We start from the raw sequence: 17,407 nt of genomic DNA, 5'->3' as shown, positions 1-17,407 counted from the left end.
CGCAGCCCATGACAGAGCGCCCCTACACCGACGTTGCCGTGATCATGCGCTGCGAGCACATAGCCAACCGCTGGCAGCCCTGGCGGTGGTCGCTGGCCGAGGTGGTGATCCACGAGCCCGCCTTTGGCTCCGAGCCGCGCCAGATCCTTCAGGACGAGCGCGAGCGGCGCTGGCTGTTTCCGGGCTTTCGCGTGGAGCTGTTCCGTGACGATGCCGAGGGCTACCACCTGAATCTCACCTCGCCAGCCCCCTGCTGGTTTGTGATGTGGCGGCGCGACGAAGACCCCGGCACGGGCGAGATCCCGCTGGCCCGCCCGGTTGAAGTGAGTCTGAGCTACCACGACGCGGGCCGCTGGCTGGATGCGCAGGAAACGGTCGAGCAGGTGCCGGCCGACCCCGAGGTGGTGGAGGCGCTGCGTGCCTTCGTGGCCGAGCACTACCAGCCCGAGCCCAAGCGCCGCAAGCGCCCCGACAGCTTCCGGCCACTGCAGGACCGGTTTGGCAATCCGGCCTCCGTGTCCACTGAGAAGCAGCGTGGCGGCGGTGGAGGAGGGGCCGGCCATGGCTGACGGATTTCTCGGGCGCTGGTCGCGCCGCAAGCAGGATGTGCTGGCGGGCAGGCCGGTCGAGGAGATGCCTGCTCGTGCAGCGAAGATACCCGCGCCGGCGACAAACCAGGCCGTGGCGGCACCTCTGACTGCGGAGAGCACGCCAGGTGCCAATCCGTCTGTCGTTCCGGGGGCTGATGCGCCGCCACCGCCCACGTTGTCGGATGCAGAAGCCCTCACCCCCGCCTCTGACTTCAAGCCCTTTGTGGGCCGCGCCGTCTCGCCCGAAGTGCGCAACCTGGCCATGAAGAAGTTGTTTGCCGATCCGCACTTCAATGTGATGGATGGCCTCGATATTTACGTTGGCGATTACACCCAACCCGATCCGCTGCCCGCCGGGATGTTGCGAGATATGACCAGCGCCCGTGCGATGGGCTTCTTTGCCGATGAGAAGAAGGCCGACGCCGAGGCATCGCCCGATGCACTGGTGGACGGCGCCACCGCAGACACGCAAGCCGATGCAATAGCCCCTGCCATCGCTCAGCCTCGGGATGATGCGGAGGGGCAAACCTCCCCAGACGTGGCACAGTCCGGGGTATGCAACGCTATTCCTAGCGACCCCTCCAGCGAGCTTGCGCTGGCCTCCGACTCCGCACAGGATGCGGTGGCCATGCCAGCCAGCCACACCCACAATGACCACGACGCTCCTCTGCGACTGCAACCAGACAATGCCCCTCAACGCCAAGGCGCTGGGCGAGGCACTGCATGAAGACCTGACCCTTCACTCCACCCTGTGTCGGCGCGACGCGGGGGCGTTCCAAAAGGCCATCCAGTCCGGGCAGGACGTGGTGGTGGCGTGCACCCAGGAGCAGCGCCTGTTTGGCGACCTGGGCCAGCAGACCGAAGGGGCTGTGTCCCCCATCCGGTTTGTGAACATTCGCGAAACCGGGGGCTGGAGCCGCGATGCCGCCAAGGCCAGCCCCAAGATCGCAGCGCTGCTGGCGGCGGCCCGGCTGCCCGATCCGCCGCCCGTGGCAACGGTCACTTACAAGAGCACGGGCCGCCTGCTCATCATCGGACCGCTCGACCAGGCCGAACAGGCGGCGGCCCTGGTAGCGGATGTGCTCGATGTGACCCTGTTCACGCAGGGCCCTGGCAACGCCGGTGGCGCACAGGCACGGCGCTTTCCGGTGCTGGGCGGGCGCATCACGGGCCTTGCCGGCTGGCTGGGCGCGTTCGAGCTGCAATGGAAGGCCGATAACCCCATCGACCTCGACCTGTGCACGCGCTGCAACGCCTGCGTGGCCGCCTGCCCAGAGAACGCCATCGGCCTGGATTACCAGATCGACCTGGCCGCCTGCCAGTCGCACCGCGCCTGCGTGAAGGTGTGCCAGGTGGCCGGTGCGATCGACTTCACGCGCGACGCGGCTGCGCAGACCGAGCGTTTTGACCTGGTGCTGGACCTGCGCTCGGCCACCGCCACGCCCACCTTCCTGCAGCATGCGCTGCCGCAGGGCTATTTCCGTTGGGACGGGCGCGACCTGTCGGCCCTGCTGCAACTGCGCGAACTGGTGGGTGAGTTCGAGAAGCCCCGGTTCTTTGCCTACAAACAAAAGCTCTGTGCCCACAGCCGCAACGAAACCATGGGCTGCAACGCCTGCGTGGACATCTGCTCGGCCGAGGCCATCAGCAGTGACAAGGGCCGCCAGCAAATCAAGGTGAACCCCAACCTGTGTGTGGGCTGCGGCGCCTGCACCACCGTGTGCCCCACGGGTGCGCTGACCTATGCCTATCCCAGTGCCACGGAGCAGGGCACCAGGCTCAAGACGCTGCTGTCCACCTACACCGCCGCAGGCGGCAAGGACGCCGTGCTGCTGCTGCACAGCCAGGAACGTGGCCAGGCGCTGGTCGAAGAACTGGGCCGTGCCGCGCAACTGAAGCTGGCGCAGGGCGTCCCCGCCCACGTGATCCCGGTGGCGTTGTGGCATACGGCCAGCACCGGCGTGGACCTGTGGCTCAGCGCCATGGCCTACGGCGCCTCGCAGGTGGTGGTGCTGGCCACCCACGAAGAGGCGCCGCAGTACCTCGATGGGCTGCAGGCCCAGATGGATGTGGCACAGAGCATCTTGCGCGGCCTGGGCTACACCGGCACGCATGTGCAGCTGCTGCGCGCCACGCACCCCACCGAGCTCGACGCCGCACTGCAGGCCCTGGGCCAGACGCGGCAGAAGACCCCGGCCGTGGCTGCGCGTTTTGCGGTGGCGCAGGAAAAGCGCAGCACGCTGGAGATGGCGCTGGACCACCTCATCGAGCAGGCTCCGATACCTGCGGCCGAGCGGCCCGAGGCCATTGCGCTGCCCGCCGTGGGATCGCTGCTGGGCACCATCGAGGTCAACAAGGACCGCTGCACCCTGTGCCTGAGCTGCGTGAGCGCCTGCCCCGCCAGTGCGCTGCAGGACAACCCGCAGCTGCCGCAGCTGCGCTTCATCGAAAAGAACTGCGTGCAGTGCGGCCTGTGCGCCACCACCTGCCCCGAAGACGCCATCACCCTGCAGCCACGCCTGCTGCTCACGCCGGAGCGCGCGCAGCTGCGCGTGCTCAACGAAGCCAAGCCCTGGGCCTGCGTGCGCTGCAGCAAGCCCTTTGGCACCGTCAAGGCCATCGAGGCCATGCTGGGCAAGCTGTCGGGACACCCCATGTTCCAGGGCGAGGCGCTGGAGCGGCTGAAGATGTGCAGCGACTGCCGCGTGATCGACCTGTATTCCTCCCAAAGCGAAACGAAAGTGACCGACCTGTGAGCGATTCCCTTTCCCTGAACGCGGCTGGCAGCTCGGCGCTGGACGAAGAAACCGCGCGCGCCGAGGTGTATGGGCTGCTGGCGCAGCTGTACTACGCCAGGCCCACGCCGGAAACCCTGGCCGCGCTGCGCGTGGCCGTCACCGAAGCCCCCATGGAGGGGGGCTTTCTGCAGGAGCCCTGGCAGCAGCTGGTGGGCGCCGCGCGGGCCCACGGCGATGCGGCCATTGCCGCAGAGTTCGATCGCCTGTTCGGTGGCGTGGGCAAGCCCGAGGTGTTCTTGTATGGCTCGCACTACCTGAGCGGATTCCTGAACGAAAAGCCGCTGGTGCGCTTGCGCAGCGACCTTGCGGCGCTGGGCCTGGCGCGCACGGAAGCGATGCCGGAAACCGAAGACCATGTGGCCTACCTGTGCGAGGTGATGCGCTACCTGATCGCGGGCGACGACATGGCTGTCTGCAACCTGACGACGCAACGTGATTTTTTTGCGACACATCTGCAGCCCTGGATCCTGCAGTTGTGCGATGCCCTGCAAGGGCAGCCGGCGGCCCGGTTTTATGCCGCACTGGCCCAGTTCACGCGGGCTTTCGTGGCGGTGGAGGCCCAGGGCTTCGATATGCTGGAGTGAGTCTTGGAGTCCGCAGAAACCCTGATGCAGGCGCTATAAAAGATGAGCGCATTGGTGGGGGGTGGAAAGCGCGATTGCAGGGTTTTACACACTGACATAGACTCGTATGAATTCCGTTTCATAGCTGCCAGCCATTCTGGAGACAAGCATGCAGAACCGCCAGCCCCATTCCTCACGCCGGAGTTTCTTTTCCGGCGCCGCCACCGTAGGGGCTGCAGCAGCAGCCGTCGTGGCTCTTCCCCAGGTGATTCCCTCTGACGCCACGGTGTCCGAGCCTGCCCGCGTGGCCCCTGAAAAGGGCGGTGGCTACCGCCTGTCTGCCCACGTCAAGCAGTACTACAAAACCACCCAACTCTGACAGCGGGGCGCACCATGTTGCTTACCAAGAAGTCCTCCCACGCCGCGCAGGCCGCATCGTCCTCGGCGTCTCCTTTTGTGCACAGCCTGCGCCGTGGCCTGTCGCAGGCTCTGCCCACCATGGACCGCCGCTCGTTCCTGCGTCGCTCCGGTCTGGGGGTGGGCGTCGGCATTGCCGCGTCGCAACTCACGCTGGTCAAGAAATCCAACGCCGCCGAAGGCGCCAAGGTCGGCATCGGCGACAGCAAGATCGAAGTGCGCCGCACGGTCTGCTCCCACTGTTCTGTGGGCTGCGCGGTCGATGCCGTGGTCGAGAACGGCGTGTGGGTGCGCCAGGAGCCGGTGTTCGACTCGCCCATCAACCTGGGCGCCCACTGTGCCAAGGGTGCGGCCCTGCGCGAACACGGCCACGGCGAGTACCGCCTGCGCTACCCCATGAAGCTGGTCAACGGCAAGTACGAGCGCATCAGCTGGGACACGGCCCTGAACGAAATCACCGCCAAGATGCAGGAGCTGCGCAAGGCCAGCGGCCCTGACAGTGTGTATTTCATTGGCTCTTCCAAGCACAACAACGAGCAGGCTTACCTGCTGCGCAAGTTTGTGAGCTTCTGGGGCACCAACAACTGCGACCACCAGGCGCGCATCTGCCACTCCACCACCGTGGCGGGTGTGGCCAACACATGGGGCTATGGCGCCATGACCAATTCGTACAACGACATGCAAAACAGCAAGGTCGCTCTGTACATCGGCTCCAACGCCGCCGAAGCCCACCCGGTGAGCATGCTGCACATGCTGCACGCCAAGGAAACCGGCTGCAAGATGATCGTGGTGGACCCGCGCTTCACCCGCACGGCGGCCAAGGCCGACGAATACGTGCGCATTCGCTCGGGCACCGACATCCCCTTCCTGTTTGGCCTGCTGTACCACATCTTCAAGAACGGCTGGGAAGACAAGAAGTACATCAACGACCGTGTCTATGGCATGGACAAGGTGCGCGAAGAAGTGCTGGCCAAATGGACACCCGACAAGGTGGAAGAGGCCTGCGGCGTCAAGGAAGACCAGATGTTCAAGGTCGCCAAGATGCTGCACGACAACAACCCCGGCACCATCGTCTGGTGCATGGGCCAGACGCAGCACACCATCGGCAATGCCATGGTGCGCGCCTCGTGCATCCTGCAGCTGGCCCTGGGCAACGTGGGCAAGAGTGGCGGCGGCACCAACATCTTCCGCGGCCACGACAATGTGCAGGGCGCGACCGACGTGGGCCCCAACCCCGACTCGCTGCCAGGCTACTACGGCCTGGCCGAAGGCTCCTGGAAGCACTTTGCCAATGTGTGGGGCGTGGACTTTGAGTGGATCAAGAAGCAGTACGCCTCGCCCGCGATGATGTCCAAGAACGGCATCACCGTGTCGCGCTGGATCGACGGCGTGCTGGAGAAAAACGAACTGATCGACCAGGACTCCAACCTGCGCGGCGTGTTCTATTGGGGCCATGCCCCCAATTCGCAGACCCGTGGTCTGGAGATGAAGCGGGCCATGGACAAGCTGGACCTGCTGGTGGTGGTGGACCCTTATCCATCGGCCACTGCCGCCATGGCGGCCATGCCCGGCAAAGCCGAAGACCTCAACCCCAACCGCGCGGTGTACCTGCTGCCGGCGGCCACCCAGTTCGAGACGAGTGGTTCCTGCACGGCATCCAACCGCTCGCTGCAGTGGCGCGAGAAGGTGATCGAGCCGCTCTGGGAGAGTCGCAGCGACCACATGATCATGCACCAGTTCGCTGAAAAGCTCGGTTTTGCCAACGAGCTGTCCAAGAACTACAAGATGCAGAAGGTCAAGGGCATGGACGAGCCCATGCCCGAGGACATCCTGCGGGAGATCAACCGCAGTGTCTGGACCATTGGCTACACCGGCCAGAGTCCCGAGCGCCTGAAGGCCCACATGAAGAACATGCATGTGTTCGATGTGAAAACCCTCAAGGCCAAGGGTGGCAAGGACAAGGAGACCGGCTACGACTTCACCGGCGACTACTTTGGCTTGCCCTGGCCCTGTTACGGCACGCCCGAGCTCAAGCACCCGGGTTCGCCCAACCTGTACGACACCTCCAAGCATGTGATGGATGGTGGCGGTAACTTCCGCGCCAATTTCGGTGTGGAAAAGGACGGCCAGAACCTGCTGGCCGAGGATGGATCGCATTCGCTGGGTGCGGAAATCACCACGGGCTACCCCGAGTTCGACCATGTGCTGCTCAAGAAGCTGGGCTGGTGGGACGATCTTTCTGACGCCGAGAAGGCCAAGGCCGAAGGCAAGAACTGGAAGACCGACCCCACGGGCGCCATCATCCGCGTGGCCCTGAAGCATGGTTGCCATCCGTTTGGCAACGCCAAGGCACGTGCCGTGGTGTGGAATTTCCCCGATGCGATTCCGCAGCACCGCGAGCCCATTTACGGCACGCGTCCCGACCTGGTGGCCAAGTACCCCACGCACGATGACAAGAAGGCGTTCTGGCGCCTGCCCACGCTCTACAAGACCCTGCAGGACAAGAACGTGGCCGACAAGGTCTACGAGAAATTCCCGCTCATCCTGACTTCCGGTCGCCTGGTCGAATACGAAGGCGGCGGCGAAGAAACCCGTTCCAACCCCTGGCTGGCCGAGTTGCAGCAAGAGGCGTTTGTGGAAATCAACCCCAAGACGGCTGCCGACCGGGGCATCCGCAATGGTGAGCGCGTGTGGCTGAGCTCCCCCACGGGTGCGCGTCTGAATGTGCAGGCGCTGGTCACCGAGCGCGTTGCGCCCGACACGGTCTGGATGCCCTTTCACTTCTCGGGCCGGTGGCAAGGTGTCGACATGCTGGCGCACTACCCGAAGGGGGCCGCACCTGTCGTGCGGGGCGAGGCTGTGAACACGGCCACCACCTATGGCTACGACAGCGTGACCATGATGCAGGAAACCAAGACCACGATCTGCAACGTGGAGCGGGCGTGAGCGCGCGGCACTGATCAGGAGACAGAACAATGGCACGAATGAAATTCATCTGCGATGCAGAACGCTGCATCGAATGCAATGGCTGCGTCACCGCGTGCAAGAACGAGCATGAGGTGCCGTGGGGCGTGAACCGCCGTCGCGTGGTCACGCTCAACGACGGCGTCCCCGGCGAGAAATCCATCTCGGTGGCCTGCATGCACTGCAGCGATGCCCCCTGCATGGCGGTCTGCCCCGTGAACTGCTTTTACCGTACCGACGAAGGTGTGGTGCTGCACGACAAGGATGTCTGCATCGGTTGCGGGTACTGCAGCTATGCCTGCCCGTTTGGCGCCCCCCAGTTTCCGTCGCAAGGCACGTTCGGCGTGCGCGGCAAGATGGACAAGTGCACTTTCTGCGCCGGCGGCCCCGAGGCCCATGGCAGCCAGGCAGAGTTCGAGAAATATGGGCGCAACCGCCTGGCGGAAGGCAAGCTGCCCGCCTGTGCCGAAATGTGTTCGACCAAGGCGCTGCTGGCCGGCGATGGCGACGTGGTGGCGGACATCTTCCGCAACCGCGTGGTGCAGCGCGGCAAGGGGGCCGAAGTGTGGGGCTGGGGCACAGCCTACGGCACGCAAAAGGGTGCTCAGCCACCCGCAGGAGCCAAGTCATGAAGCGCATTTCCATCACCCTGACGGCAGTGCTGGCCCTTGCCGGCCTGGCCGCCTGTACCGAAAAACCGCAAACCGGTGGCGGCATCAAGAGCGACGCTGTACCGTACGCCGGCACAGGCAGCAACTTCACCCAGCCGGGCTGGAAGGTGGGCGACAAGACCAGCTGGGAGCAGCAGCTGAAGGCGCGCCAGCAGTACGGCCAGAACGAATACACCCGCACCCCATCCAAGTGAGGCCCACCATGAAACACATCATGTGGTCCCTGGCCTTGGCGGCGGGCTTGGCATGGGTGCCTGCCCATGCGCAGGCACCGGCTGCAGCCACGGATGCGTCCGCGGCTCCAGCTGCGGTGGCGCCCGCGCCTGCTGCAGCGCCCGGTGGCATTCAGAGCCAGAACATTTTTGAAATCAAGCCCGACGCCAGCGCCGACCCCCAATACGCCGATCAGACCAACGGCGAGCGCGCCAAGGTACAGCCTGGCAACAACGCCCCCATGTGGCGCCAGGTGGGGCAGGGTGTGACGGGCTACAGCAGCCTGCCCCGGACCCAAGCGCCTGAGGCCGGCAACCTGATCCAGCCGATGGTGGCATACCCCGGGGCCCGGGTGACCAACGCGGGTGAGGGCTGGCGCCAGGTGCGCAACCAGTGGATCATTCCCTACGGTGCTGCCTTGCTGGGCCTGGTGTTGCTGGCCTTGGCGATTTTCTATTTCACCAAGGGCCCCATGGGGCACGAGCACCCCGAATCAGACCGCCGGATCGAGCGTTTCACGCCTTTTGAGCGGGCAGCACACTGGGCCAATGCCGGTGCCTTCATCGCGCTGGCGATTTCGGGCATCGTCATGGCGTTTGGCAAGTTCTTTCTGCTGCCGGTCATCGGCAGCACGCTGTTTGGCTGGCTGGCCTATGCGCTCAAGAACGTGCACAACTTCATGGGTCCGCTGTTTGCGGTTTCGCTGCTGGTCATCATCCTCACCTTCGTGAAGGACAACATCGCCAACCGCGCTGATTTCATCTGGCTCAGCAAGGGCGGCGGCCTGCTCGGTGGCGGTGACCACCAGGTGCCTTCACACCGCTTCAACGCGGGTGAAAAGGGCTTGTTCTGGTGGGGTATCACCATCCCCGGCATCTTCGTGGTGGCCACGGGGCTGGTGCTGGACAAGCTGATCCCCGGCTTTGGCGACGTGCGCAGTGACATGCAGATCGCCCACATGGTCCATGCCGTGCTGGCGATCTGGATGATGGCCTTGATCTGCGGTCACATCTACATGGGAACGGTCGGCATGCGGGGCGCCTACAAGGCCATGAAAACCGGCTATGTCAGCGAGGGCTGGGCCCGCGAGCACCACGAGCTCTGGGCCGATGATGTCCGTGCCGGCAAGATTCCAGCGCAGCGCAGCGGCGTTGCCGTACCCACCGAAAGTGCCGCCCGTGCGGCGCAGGCAGCGAGGCCTACATGAAAATGAGCATGCACCATTCCCTGCTGGCCTTCCTGGTGGCCGGCGCATCTTCCATGGCACTTGCCAAGCTGCCAGCGCCCACGCCTGAAGTACAGGCCAAGGCCGCCGAGACTGCTGCCAAGGCCGCCTGGAACGGCAAGGTGGACAGCTACAAGCTCTGCCAGTCGCAGGACAAGGTGGCTGCGCACTACCGGCGCACGGCCAAGGATGCCAAGCCCGCCGTGGCCACCAGCGGGTGCACCGATCCGGGTCCTTTTGCCTACACCCCGCCGGCCGCCAAACCGCTCGAAGCTTCGGGTGCCCATTCGCCACCCGGTACCGCCAGCAGCCCGCCCAGCACGCTCATGCCTGCAGCGTCGGCGCCCAAGCCCTGAGTTCGTGTCGATATTCCCCCAGTCCTGCGACGGACTGGCGAGGAATGCGTGTACGCTGATCGCATGACTGACGTACCCGATCTTGCGGCCCCCGCCTTGCCGCGCCTGACCCAGGCACAAGCCCCCCTGACCCACGCCGTGGAGGTGGTGAACGAGCGCGGTGAACGCGAGCAGGTGCATATTCCCGCCGAACGCCCGTTGACCGTGTATGTGGACAAGCGCGAGCTCGTCACGCTGATGACACTGGGTGCGCTGCCCGAGCTGCTGGTGCTGGGCTACCTGCGCAACCAGCGGCTGGTGCAATCGGCGCACGACATCGAATCCATCACCGTCGACTGGGAGGTCAACGCTGCAGCCGTCAAGACGCGCAGCGGCATCGAGCGCATCGACGAACGCACGGCGGCCAGGGTGGTCACCACCGGCTGTGGGCAGGGCAGCGTGTTCGGTGGTTTGATGGACGAGGTGGACCGTATCGCGCTGCCGGCAGCGCAGCTCACGCAGGCGCAGCTTTACGGCATCGTCAACGCGATTCGCCTCAAGGAAAGCACCTACAAGTCCGCCGGCTCGGTGCACGGCTGCGCGCTGTTTCGCGGCGAAGAACTGCTCACGTTCGTGGAAGACGTGGGCCGGCACAACGCCATCGACACCATCGCCGGCTGGATGTGGATGCAGGCAGGCGACATGGCGGGCGGCGACAAGGTCTTCTACACCACGGGCCGGCTGACCAGCGAGATGGTCATCAAGTCGGCGCAGATGGGCGTGCCCATCGTGGTCTCGCGCAGCGGCATGACGCAGATGGGCCATGCCGTGGCGCAGCAGCTCGGCCTGTGCGCCATTGGCCGCGCAACCAACCGGCGCTTCGTCTGCTACAGCGGTGCCGACCGCCTGCTGCTGCAAACCGAACTGGCTGCGGCAAATCCCTAAAGCCGCTTCGGCAGCGCAATTGCGCTAAGGTCCGCTCCCATGAATCTGTCTTTTTTCCGCCTGGGGCTGCGTACCCTGGCACGTGATCTGCGCGCCGGAGAGTTGCGCCTGCTCATGGTGGCCGTCACGCTGGCGGTTGCGGCGCTGACGTCGGTGGGTTTTTTTGCCGACCGGCTGCAGGGGGGGCTGGAGCGCGACGCCCTGCAGTTGCTGGGTGGCGATGCCGTGGTGGCCAGCGACAACCCCACGCCCCCCGCCTTTGCCGAGCGCGCCCGGGCGCTGGGCCTGAAGGCCGTGACGACCATGGGCTTTCCCACCATGGGCCGGGCCAGCGATCTGCAGGGCGGTGCCACCAAGCTGGTGGCCCTCAAGAGCGTGGAGCCGGGCTATCCCTTGCGCGGCAATCTGCAGGTGGCCGACTCGCTCGATGCCCTGGGTGAGGTCACCCGCGATATTCCTGCGCCGGGCGAGGTCTGGGTCGATGCGCCCTTGCTGGAAGCGCTGAACCTCGCCATGGGCGACATGCTGCTGCTGGGCGATGCGCAACTGCGCATTGCGCGCATCATCGTGGTGGAGCCCGACCGGGGTGCCGGCTTCATGAGCTTTGCGCCGCGCGCCATGATCAACCAGGCCGACGTGCCGGCCACCGGCCTGGTGCAGCCGGCCAGCCGCCTCACCTACCGTTTTGCCGTGGCCGGTTCGCCCGCTGCCGTCAAGGCCTTCGCCGAATGGGCTGCCGCCGAGGCAAAGAAACCCGCGGTGCACGGCGTGCGCGTGGAGTCGCTCGAAAGCGGCCGCCCCGAGATGCGCCAGACGCTGGACCGCGCCCAGAAATTCCTCAACCTGGTGGCCCTGCTGGCGGCCCTGCTGTCGGCCGTGGCCGTGGCGCTGGCGGCCAGGGGCTTTGCGGCCGACCATCTCGATGCGTCGGCCATGCTGCGCGTGCTGGGCCAGAGCCAGCGCACCATCGCTGGCGCCTACACCACCGAGTTCGCGCTGATCGGGCTGTTTGCCAGCGCCCTGGGCGTGGCGCTCGGTTATCTGGTCCACAACGTTTTCGTGCTGCTGCTGGCAGGGCTGGTGGAGTCGGCTTTGCCCGCGCCCAGCCTGTGGCCCGTGGCATTTGGCCTGGGCATGGGCCTGATGCTGCTGCTGGCCTTCGGGCTGCCGCCGGTGCTGCAACTGGCCCAGGTGCCGCCGCTGCGCGTGATCCGGCGCGACATGGGCGGGCTCAAGCCTGTATCGCTGGCGGTGCTGGCGGTGGGCGTGGCAGGTTTTGCGGCATTGCTGCTGGCCGTCAGCAGCGATCTGGTGCTGGGCCTGATTGCCGTGGGCGGCTTTGCCGGCGCCGTGGCGCTGTTTGCGCTGCTGAGCTGGGTGGCGGTGAAGCTGCTGCGCAAGAGCGTCAATGAATCCACCGCGCCGCGCTGGCTGGTGCTGGCCACGCGGCAGATCTCGGCCCGCCCGGGCTACGCGGTGGTGCAGGTCAGCAGCCTGGCCGTGGGGCTGCTGGCGCTGGTGCTGCTGGTGCTGCTGCGCACCGACCTGATTGCCAGCTGGCGCAAGGCCACGCCGCCCGATGCGCCCAACCGCTTCGTCATCAACGTCATGCCCGATCAGGCCGAAGCCTTCCAGCAGGTGCTGAAAGATGCGGGTGTGGCCCGCTACGACTGGTACCCCATGATTCGCGGCCGCCTGCTGGCCGTGAACGGCCAGTCCGTGGGCCCCGACAGCTACACCGAAGACCGCGCCAAGCGCCTGGTGGACCGTGAGTTCAACCTTTCCACCGCGGTTGACCAGCCCGGCCACAACCAGGTGGTGGCCGGCCAATGGACGCCCGGCGAAGAGGGTGCCATCAGCGTGGAAGAGGGCATTGCACAAACCCTGGGCCTGAAGCTGGGCGACCGCCTGCGGTTCGACATGGGCGGTGTGCAGAACGAAGCCCGCATCACCAGCCTGCGCAAGGTGGACTGGGGTTCCATGCGCGCCAATTTCTTCGTGATGTATCCCGTGGCCAGCCTCCAGGATGTGCCGGTGACCTATCTTGCCGCCTACCGCGCGCCCGACAAGGCGGGCTTCGACAACGCTCTGGTGCGGCAGTTTCCCAACATCACCAACGTGGACATGGGCGCCACCATTGCCCAGGTGCAGCGCGTGCTGGAACAGGTGATCCAGGCGGTGGAGTTCCTGTTCGCCTTCACGCTGGCGGCCGGTCTGGTGGTGCTGTTTGCCGCCGTCACGGCCACGCGCGAGGAGCGGGCGCGCGAGTTCGCCATCATGCGCGCCGTGGGGGCCCGCGCCAGCCTGCTGCGCCAGGTGCAGCGCGCCGAGCTGATGGGCGTGGGCCTGCTGGCAGGTCTTCTGGCCAGTTGCGTGGCCGTGGCCGTGGGCTGGGCCCTGGCGCGCTATGTGTTCGATTTCGCCTGGACCGCCGCACCCTGGGTGCCACTGGCGGGGGCCTTGGTCGGTGCCGTGCTGGCGCTGGCGGCTGGCTGGTGGGGGCTGCGCGATGTGCTGCTGCGGCCCGTCGTGGATACCTTGCGCCGAGCTGCTGAATGACAGGCCGTGCGCGCAGCGTGTGAGCGGTGTGCCGCGAGTGTCCCGGGTTGGAAGTTCGTTGATGAAATAAAGATGTCGAAATCGCTGTCAGGCAAGGCGCAAACCGCAGCGATAGCTGTAGTTATCGCGAGGATTTGCAACGCAGCATGGCGGCGATTTCGGCATCTTTATGAAACGAATTTCCAACTCGGAACACCGGGTCAGCGGCGTCCGCCGCCATGATGGCCACGGCCCCCGGGAGGCCCACCCCGGCCACCGCCACTCCAATAGCCCAGGCCAAAGTTCCAGAAAACCGGCGGCCCCATGTACGCGGGGCCGTAGTAATGCGGGACTGGGTAGGTGGGTGGGGGCGCATAGAAGGCTTGGCCATAGGCGTCCGTGCCATAGTAGGAATAAGGGTCGGGGGCAGGAGCGTAGACTGCGCAGCCACCCACCGCAGACACTGCCAGCAGTGAAAACGCCAGGCGAGTCGCCGTTCTTTTCAGGTTTTGCCGCATGGTGGGGCCTTTCGGTGGTGTTCAGAATGGTGGTTAGAGCGCAGCTTTGGCTCCACAGTTCTGTGCCGAGGGCCTTGTCGCAGGGGGCGCTGTGTAAAGTCTGGCCCCTTTCTCAGCGACAGCGGAAAACCGCTGAGGTAATTTTTCGTAAGTCCTTTGCCATCCCGATGCCTACCAACGACAAACCACCCGTCAGCACGCCCGCCGACACCCCCTATGCCTGGATTGGCGGGGAAGAGCGCGTCCACGCCCTGGTCGAGCGTTTCTATGACCTCATGGACCTGGAGCCTGCATATGCCGAACTGCGCGCGGCCCACGGCAGTCATCTGGCCAGCGCAAGAGAGAAGCTATTCTGGTTTCTCTGCGGCTGGCTGGGTGGCCCGGACCACTACCAAAGCCGGTTTGGCCATCCGCGCCTGCGCATGCGCCACATGCCGTTTTCCATCGGCATCAAGGAGCGTGACCAGTGGGTCGCTTGCATGGACCAGGCCATGGGAGAAACCGGCGTGCCCGAAGCCCTGCGCGCCCGGCTGCGCGAGAGTTTCATGGGCACGGCCGACTGGATGCGCAACCGGGGCGCCTGAGTCCGCTGGCTTCGCTCTGCGGGTGTGCCGCCGTGCCGGCGGAGTCCCGCCATGTGCCCATTCAACTGCATCTGATTGGTACTGCGCAGCGCGCAACATGACCATGATGTCTATTCGATCGCTGCGCCGGAGTCCTCCACAATTTTCTTGTAGCGTTGGATTTCACTGTGCATGAACTTTCCAAACGCCTGCGGCGATTCAGGGCGCACCACTGCGCCGAAGTCAGAGAGGCGCTGCAGCACATCGGGGCGCCTGAGGATCGCGTTGATTTCGGTGTTGAGCCGCTGCACGATTTCTTCCGGCGTCCCCGCGGGAGCCATGACGCCATACCAGGCAGATGCGTAAAAGCCTCTGACACCCGCCTCGTCAAAGGTCGGGACGTTCTGCAGCGCCGGCAGGCGCTCCGATGCTGCAACAGCCAGGGCACGCAGGTTGCCTCCCTTGATATGTGGCATGGAGCCCGTGTCGATCATCAAATCGAGGTGTTTGGCGATAAGGTCCGAGGCAGCCGGACCCGAACCCTTATAAGGCACGTGGATCAGTTGCAGGCCGGTTGCCTTGACGAACATTGAGCCGGCCAGATGCTGCGATGAACCATTGCCCGCGGAACCATAAGTGATCTTGCCCGGCGATGCCTTGGCCGTGGCGATGATGTCCTGCACATTTTTGAACTGCGATTGCGCCGGCACGACGAGCACATTCGGCACCGTCGCAATGAACGCGACCGCAGAGAAGTCTTTGACTGGATCGAACGGCAGTCGCTTGTACAGACTGGGGTTGACAGCGTTGGTGCTGCTGGTGCCCATCAGCAGGGTGTAGCCATCGGCGTGCTCGCGTGTCACCGCGGCGGTACCAATGTTGCCGCCAGCACCGGGTTTGTTGTCCACTACGACCGGCTGGCCCAGTGACTGACTCAGGTGCTGGCCAATCGTGCGTGCAATCACATCCGTTGCGCCGCCAGGCGACCAGGGCACGACGATGCGGATCGGCCTATCGGGGTACGCTGCCGCAGCACCAAGCGAAAAGCCCGTGCCAGCGAACAAAGTGAGGGCCGCGGCAATGCAGCGGCGTGTCATGCGAAGGGTTTTCATGGTACGTCTCCTTGATGTGTATTGTTTGAACTCAAAGGCCTGCGGGGATGAGCACCTTGTCTAGCCATGACTGCTCGACTTTGCCCGTCGCGATCTCGCGTTTGACGGCTTCCTCGTGTGCAGCGGTCTTGCGTGCGGCCTCAATCAGCGCTGCGGCTTGTGATTGGCTGAAGGAGACGACGCCGTCTTCATCCCCCACGACCAGGTCTCCCGGATGAATGACCTGCCCCCCTACGGTTACCGGCACATTGAGCGCGCCGGGGCCCTGCTTGTAGGGACCACGGTGGCTGACGCCGCGGGCGTAGCAGGGAAAGTCGGCTTCAGCGAAGGCCGCGCTGTCGCGCACGGCGCCATCGATCACAAATCCACTGAAGCCGCGCTGCCGTGCATACAGCAGGATCAGCTCGCCGACCAGGGCGTTGGTCAGGTCCCCCCCGCCATCGACCACCAGCACATGCCCGGGCTGTCCGAGCGTGAGTGCCTTGTAGATCAGCAGGTTGTCGCCGGGGCGGACCTTCACGGTCACCGCCGTGCCGACGAGTTTGCGCTGGCGGTGGATGCGCCGCAGTCCGGTGACTCCACTCAAGCGTGCCAAGTTATCGCTGAGGTGCGAGACCACGATGCCGTGCAGCGCGGAGACGACATCGCTCGGAGCGGGAGTGGGAAAAGGGTTCTGTATTGCGTTCATGTTCAAAGCGGAGCAAACACTGTGAGGCCGATTCTTTCTGTAGATACGAATGAAAAAAAGCGATATTTAATTTATGATTAAAATCGCTTTTAGTTATCAAAAGAGAGGGTTTTCCCACGCCATGTTCTCGTTCAAGCAGCTCGAAGCGATTTATTGGATCGATCGCGAAGGCAGTTTCGGCGCCGCCGCTCTACGCTTGCACACCAGCCAGGCTGCGGTCTCCAAGCGGGTCAAGGAACTGGAATCGCTGCTCGGCGACGAGTTGTTTGACCGCAGCCTGCGCCATGCACGGCTGACGGAGAAAGGCCAGCAGGTGCTGTTGACGGCGCAGCGGCTGCTTGCGCAGCGCGATGCAGCGCTAGAGAGCCTGGTCAACCCCGAAGCGATGGTGCGGCGTGTCCGCATCGGCATTACCGAGCTGGTCGCCATGACCTGGCTACCCCGCTTGTTGGGCCGCGTGCGCGCCATGTATCCGCAGGTGACGATCGAGCCGGACGTGGATTCAGCCACCCGGCTGCGCGACAAGCTGCAGGCCGACGCGCTCGATCTGGTGATCGTCCCCGATGCGTTCAGCCATGATCGCCTGGCTTCCAAGCGCTTGCAAAGCGCCAGATTCACCTGGATGTGCAAGCCAGGGTTGGTGCGCAAACAAGGGCCGCTGAGCGTTCAGGAACTGGCGTCGCACACTTTGTTGATGCAGGGCGACACTTCGGGGCTCGGCGTCATCATGGACCACTGGCTGAACGAAAACCTGGTCGCACGTATCGAGCCCCCCATCATCACCAACAGCCTGCTGCCTCTGATCGGCCTGACCGTCGCGGGCATGGGCGTGAGCTACATGCCGCTGGAGTGCTTGCAGCCACTGGTCGATGCGGGAGCTCTGCAAACGGTCGATATCGACGTGCCCAACCCTGAGGTGCCTTACGCCGCTGTCTATAAGCCACAGCGCAAGAGCATCCTGGTTTCCTCCATTTGCCTGTTGGCCCAGGAGTGCGGGAACTTCTCAAGGATGTTCGACGGGATATGAGGAGGCATCTATGCCAAGCCCGTGGGCGAACTGCGCAAAGCGCTAAGGCAATGTTGATCAGTAGCGTCAACCCATCGTACGAACGGTTTTGAAGAAGCCGGTTCTTGAGCTCCAACCGGTCAACGAGCCGCCCGCGCCCCCCGCCGCGCGGGCACCGTGACGCCCGGTGCCGTCACGCAGGCCTCGCTGGTCGATCCGTTCGCCCGTCTGTCAATCGCTGGGCATGGCGCGGCATCGCGG

The 17,407-nt window shown here is 64.8% G+C and carries 16 protein-coding genes; 14 read left to right on the top strand and 2 right to left on the bottom strand.

From position 1 onward, the window contains the following. The first annotated feature begins 8 nt into the window (after positions 1–8). From K225_RS0101060 to K225_RS0101000, 13 genes are all read left to right on the top strand, one after another. Positions 9–569: a DUF3305 domain-containing protein gene (locus K225_RS0101060; RefSeq protein WP_026434678.1), complete on the top strand. Its 561-nt coding sequence runs from the start codon at positions 9–11 to the stop codon at positions 567–569. Then, a complete protein-coding gene (locus K225_RS0101055) occupies positions 562–1,317 on the top strand; it encodes a DUF3306 domain-containing protein (RefSeq protein ID WP_026434677.1) in 756 nt (251 codons plus the stop codon). Before K225_RS0101060 ends, K225_RS0101055 begins: the two co-directional genes overlap by 8 nt. Beyond that, entirely contained in the window at positions 1,277–3,346 is a 2,070-nt protein-coding gene (locus K225_RS0101050) for a 4Fe-4S binding protein (protein ID WP_026434676.1), read from the top strand. The genes K225_RS0101055 and K225_RS0101050 overlap by 41 nt, the downstream gene beginning before the upstream one ends. After that, positions 3,343–3,972 (top strand): molecular chaperone, encoded by a 630-nt coding sequence (locus K225_RS0101045; protein WP_026434675.1) that lies wholly within the window; start codon positions 3,343–3,345, stop codon positions 3,970–3,972. The genes K225_RS0101050 and K225_RS0101045 overlap by 4 nt, the downstream gene beginning before the upstream one ends. A gap of 148 nt (positions 3,973–4,120) precedes the next feature. Continuing rightward, the gene (locus K225_RS0101040; RefSeq protein WP_026434674.1) at positions 4,121–4,330 is read left to right on the top strand and encodes a formate dehydrogenase; all 210 of its coding nucleotides are present in this window, start codon (positions 4,121–4,123) and stop codon (positions 4,328–4,330) included. A gap of 14 nt (positions 4,331–4,344) precedes the next feature. Beyond that, complete coding sequence (locus K225_RS0101035) at positions 4,345–7,314, top strand: formate dehydrogenase subunit alpha (protein ID WP_026434673.1); 2,970 nt, start codon at positions 4,345–4,347, stop codon at positions 7,312–7,314. Positions 7,315–7,343: 29 nt separating this feature from the next. Continuing rightward, on the top strand, positions 7,344–7,964 hold the full coding sequence (gene fdh3B / locus K225_RS0101030) for a formate dehydrogenase FDH3 subunit beta (protein WP_026434672.1): 621 nt from the start codon (positions 7,344–7,346) through the stop codon (positions 7,962–7,964). After that, positions 7,961–8,197 carry a hypothetical protein gene (locus tag K225_RS0101025; protein ID WP_026434671.1) on the top strand — a complete coding sequence of 79 codons (237 nt, stop codon included), beginning with the start codon at positions 7,961–7,963 and terminating at the stop codon, positions 8,195–8,197. The genes fdh3B and K225_RS0101025 overlap by 4 nt, the downstream gene beginning before the upstream one ends. Before the next feature lie 8 nt (positions 8,198–8,205). Further along, entirely contained in the window at positions 8,206–9,423 is a 1,218-nt protein-coding gene (locus tag K225_RS0101020; protein WP_026434670.1) for a formate dehydrogenase subunit gamma, read from the top strand. A 2-nt stretch (positions 9,424–9,425) separates the two neighbouring features. Further along, positions 9,426–9,797, top strand: coding sequence for a hypothetical protein (locus tag K225_RS0101015; protein ID WP_034711472.1), 372 nt, complete (start codon positions 9,426–9,428; stop codon positions 9,795–9,797). A gap of 63 nt (positions 9,798–9,860) precedes the next feature. Further along, positions 9,861–10,721 (top strand): formate dehydrogenase accessory sulfurtransferase FdhD, encoded by an 861-nt coding sequence (locus K225_RS0101010; RefSeq protein ID WP_026434668.1) that lies wholly within the window; start codon positions 9,861–9,863, stop codon positions 10,719–10,721. 39 nt (positions 10,722–10,760) lie between these two features. Further along, positions 10,761–13,280 (top strand): ABC transporter permease, encoded by a 2,520-nt coding sequence (locus tag K225_RS0101005; protein WP_026434667.1) that lies wholly within the window; start codon positions 10,761–10,763, stop codon positions 13,278–13,280. Between the two features lie 664 nt (positions 13,281–13,944). After that, a complete protein-coding gene (locus tag K225_RS0101000; RefSeq protein ID WP_026434666.1) occupies positions 13,945–14,361 on the top strand; it encodes a group II truncated hemoglobin in 417 nt (138 codons plus the stop codon). A 110-nt stretch (positions 14,362–14,471) separates the two neighbouring features. Here the strand turns inward: K225_RS0101000 and K225_RS0100995 are convergent, their stop codons facing one another. Both K225_RS0100995 and K225_RS0100990 read right to left on the bottom strand, forming a co-directional pair. Further along, a complete protein-coding gene (locus K225_RS0100995; RefSeq protein WP_026434665.1) occupies positions 14,472–15,452 on the bottom strand; it encodes a tripartite tricarboxylate transporter substrate binding protein in 981 nt (326 codons plus the stop codon). A gap of 31 nt (positions 15,453–15,483) precedes the next feature. Further along, positions 15,484–16,140, bottom strand: a complete 657-nt coding sequence (locus K225_RS0100990) for an RraA family protein (RefSeq protein ID WP_034711470.1) — start codon at positions 16,138–16,140, stop codon at positions 15,484–15,486. Positions 16,141–16,261: 121 nt separating this feature from the next. Here K225_RS0100990 and K225_RS0100985 point away from each other — a divergent pair, with 121 nt between their 5' ends. Next, complete coding sequence (locus K225_RS0100985; RefSeq protein WP_026434663.1) at positions 16,262–17,167, top strand: LysR family transcriptional regulator; 906 nt, start codon at positions 16,262–16,264, stop codon at positions 17,165–17,167. Positions 17,168–17,407 lie beyond the last annotated feature (240 nt).

The organism is Acidovorax sp. JHL-9 (assembly GCF_000426205.1).
In the GTDB taxonomy this organism is placed as follows: Bacteria; Pseudomonadota; Gammaproteobacteria; order Burkholderiales; family Burkholderiaceae_C; genus Acidovorax; species Acidovorax soli.
This window is presented reverse-complemented; position numbering and strand designations above follow the sequence as displayed.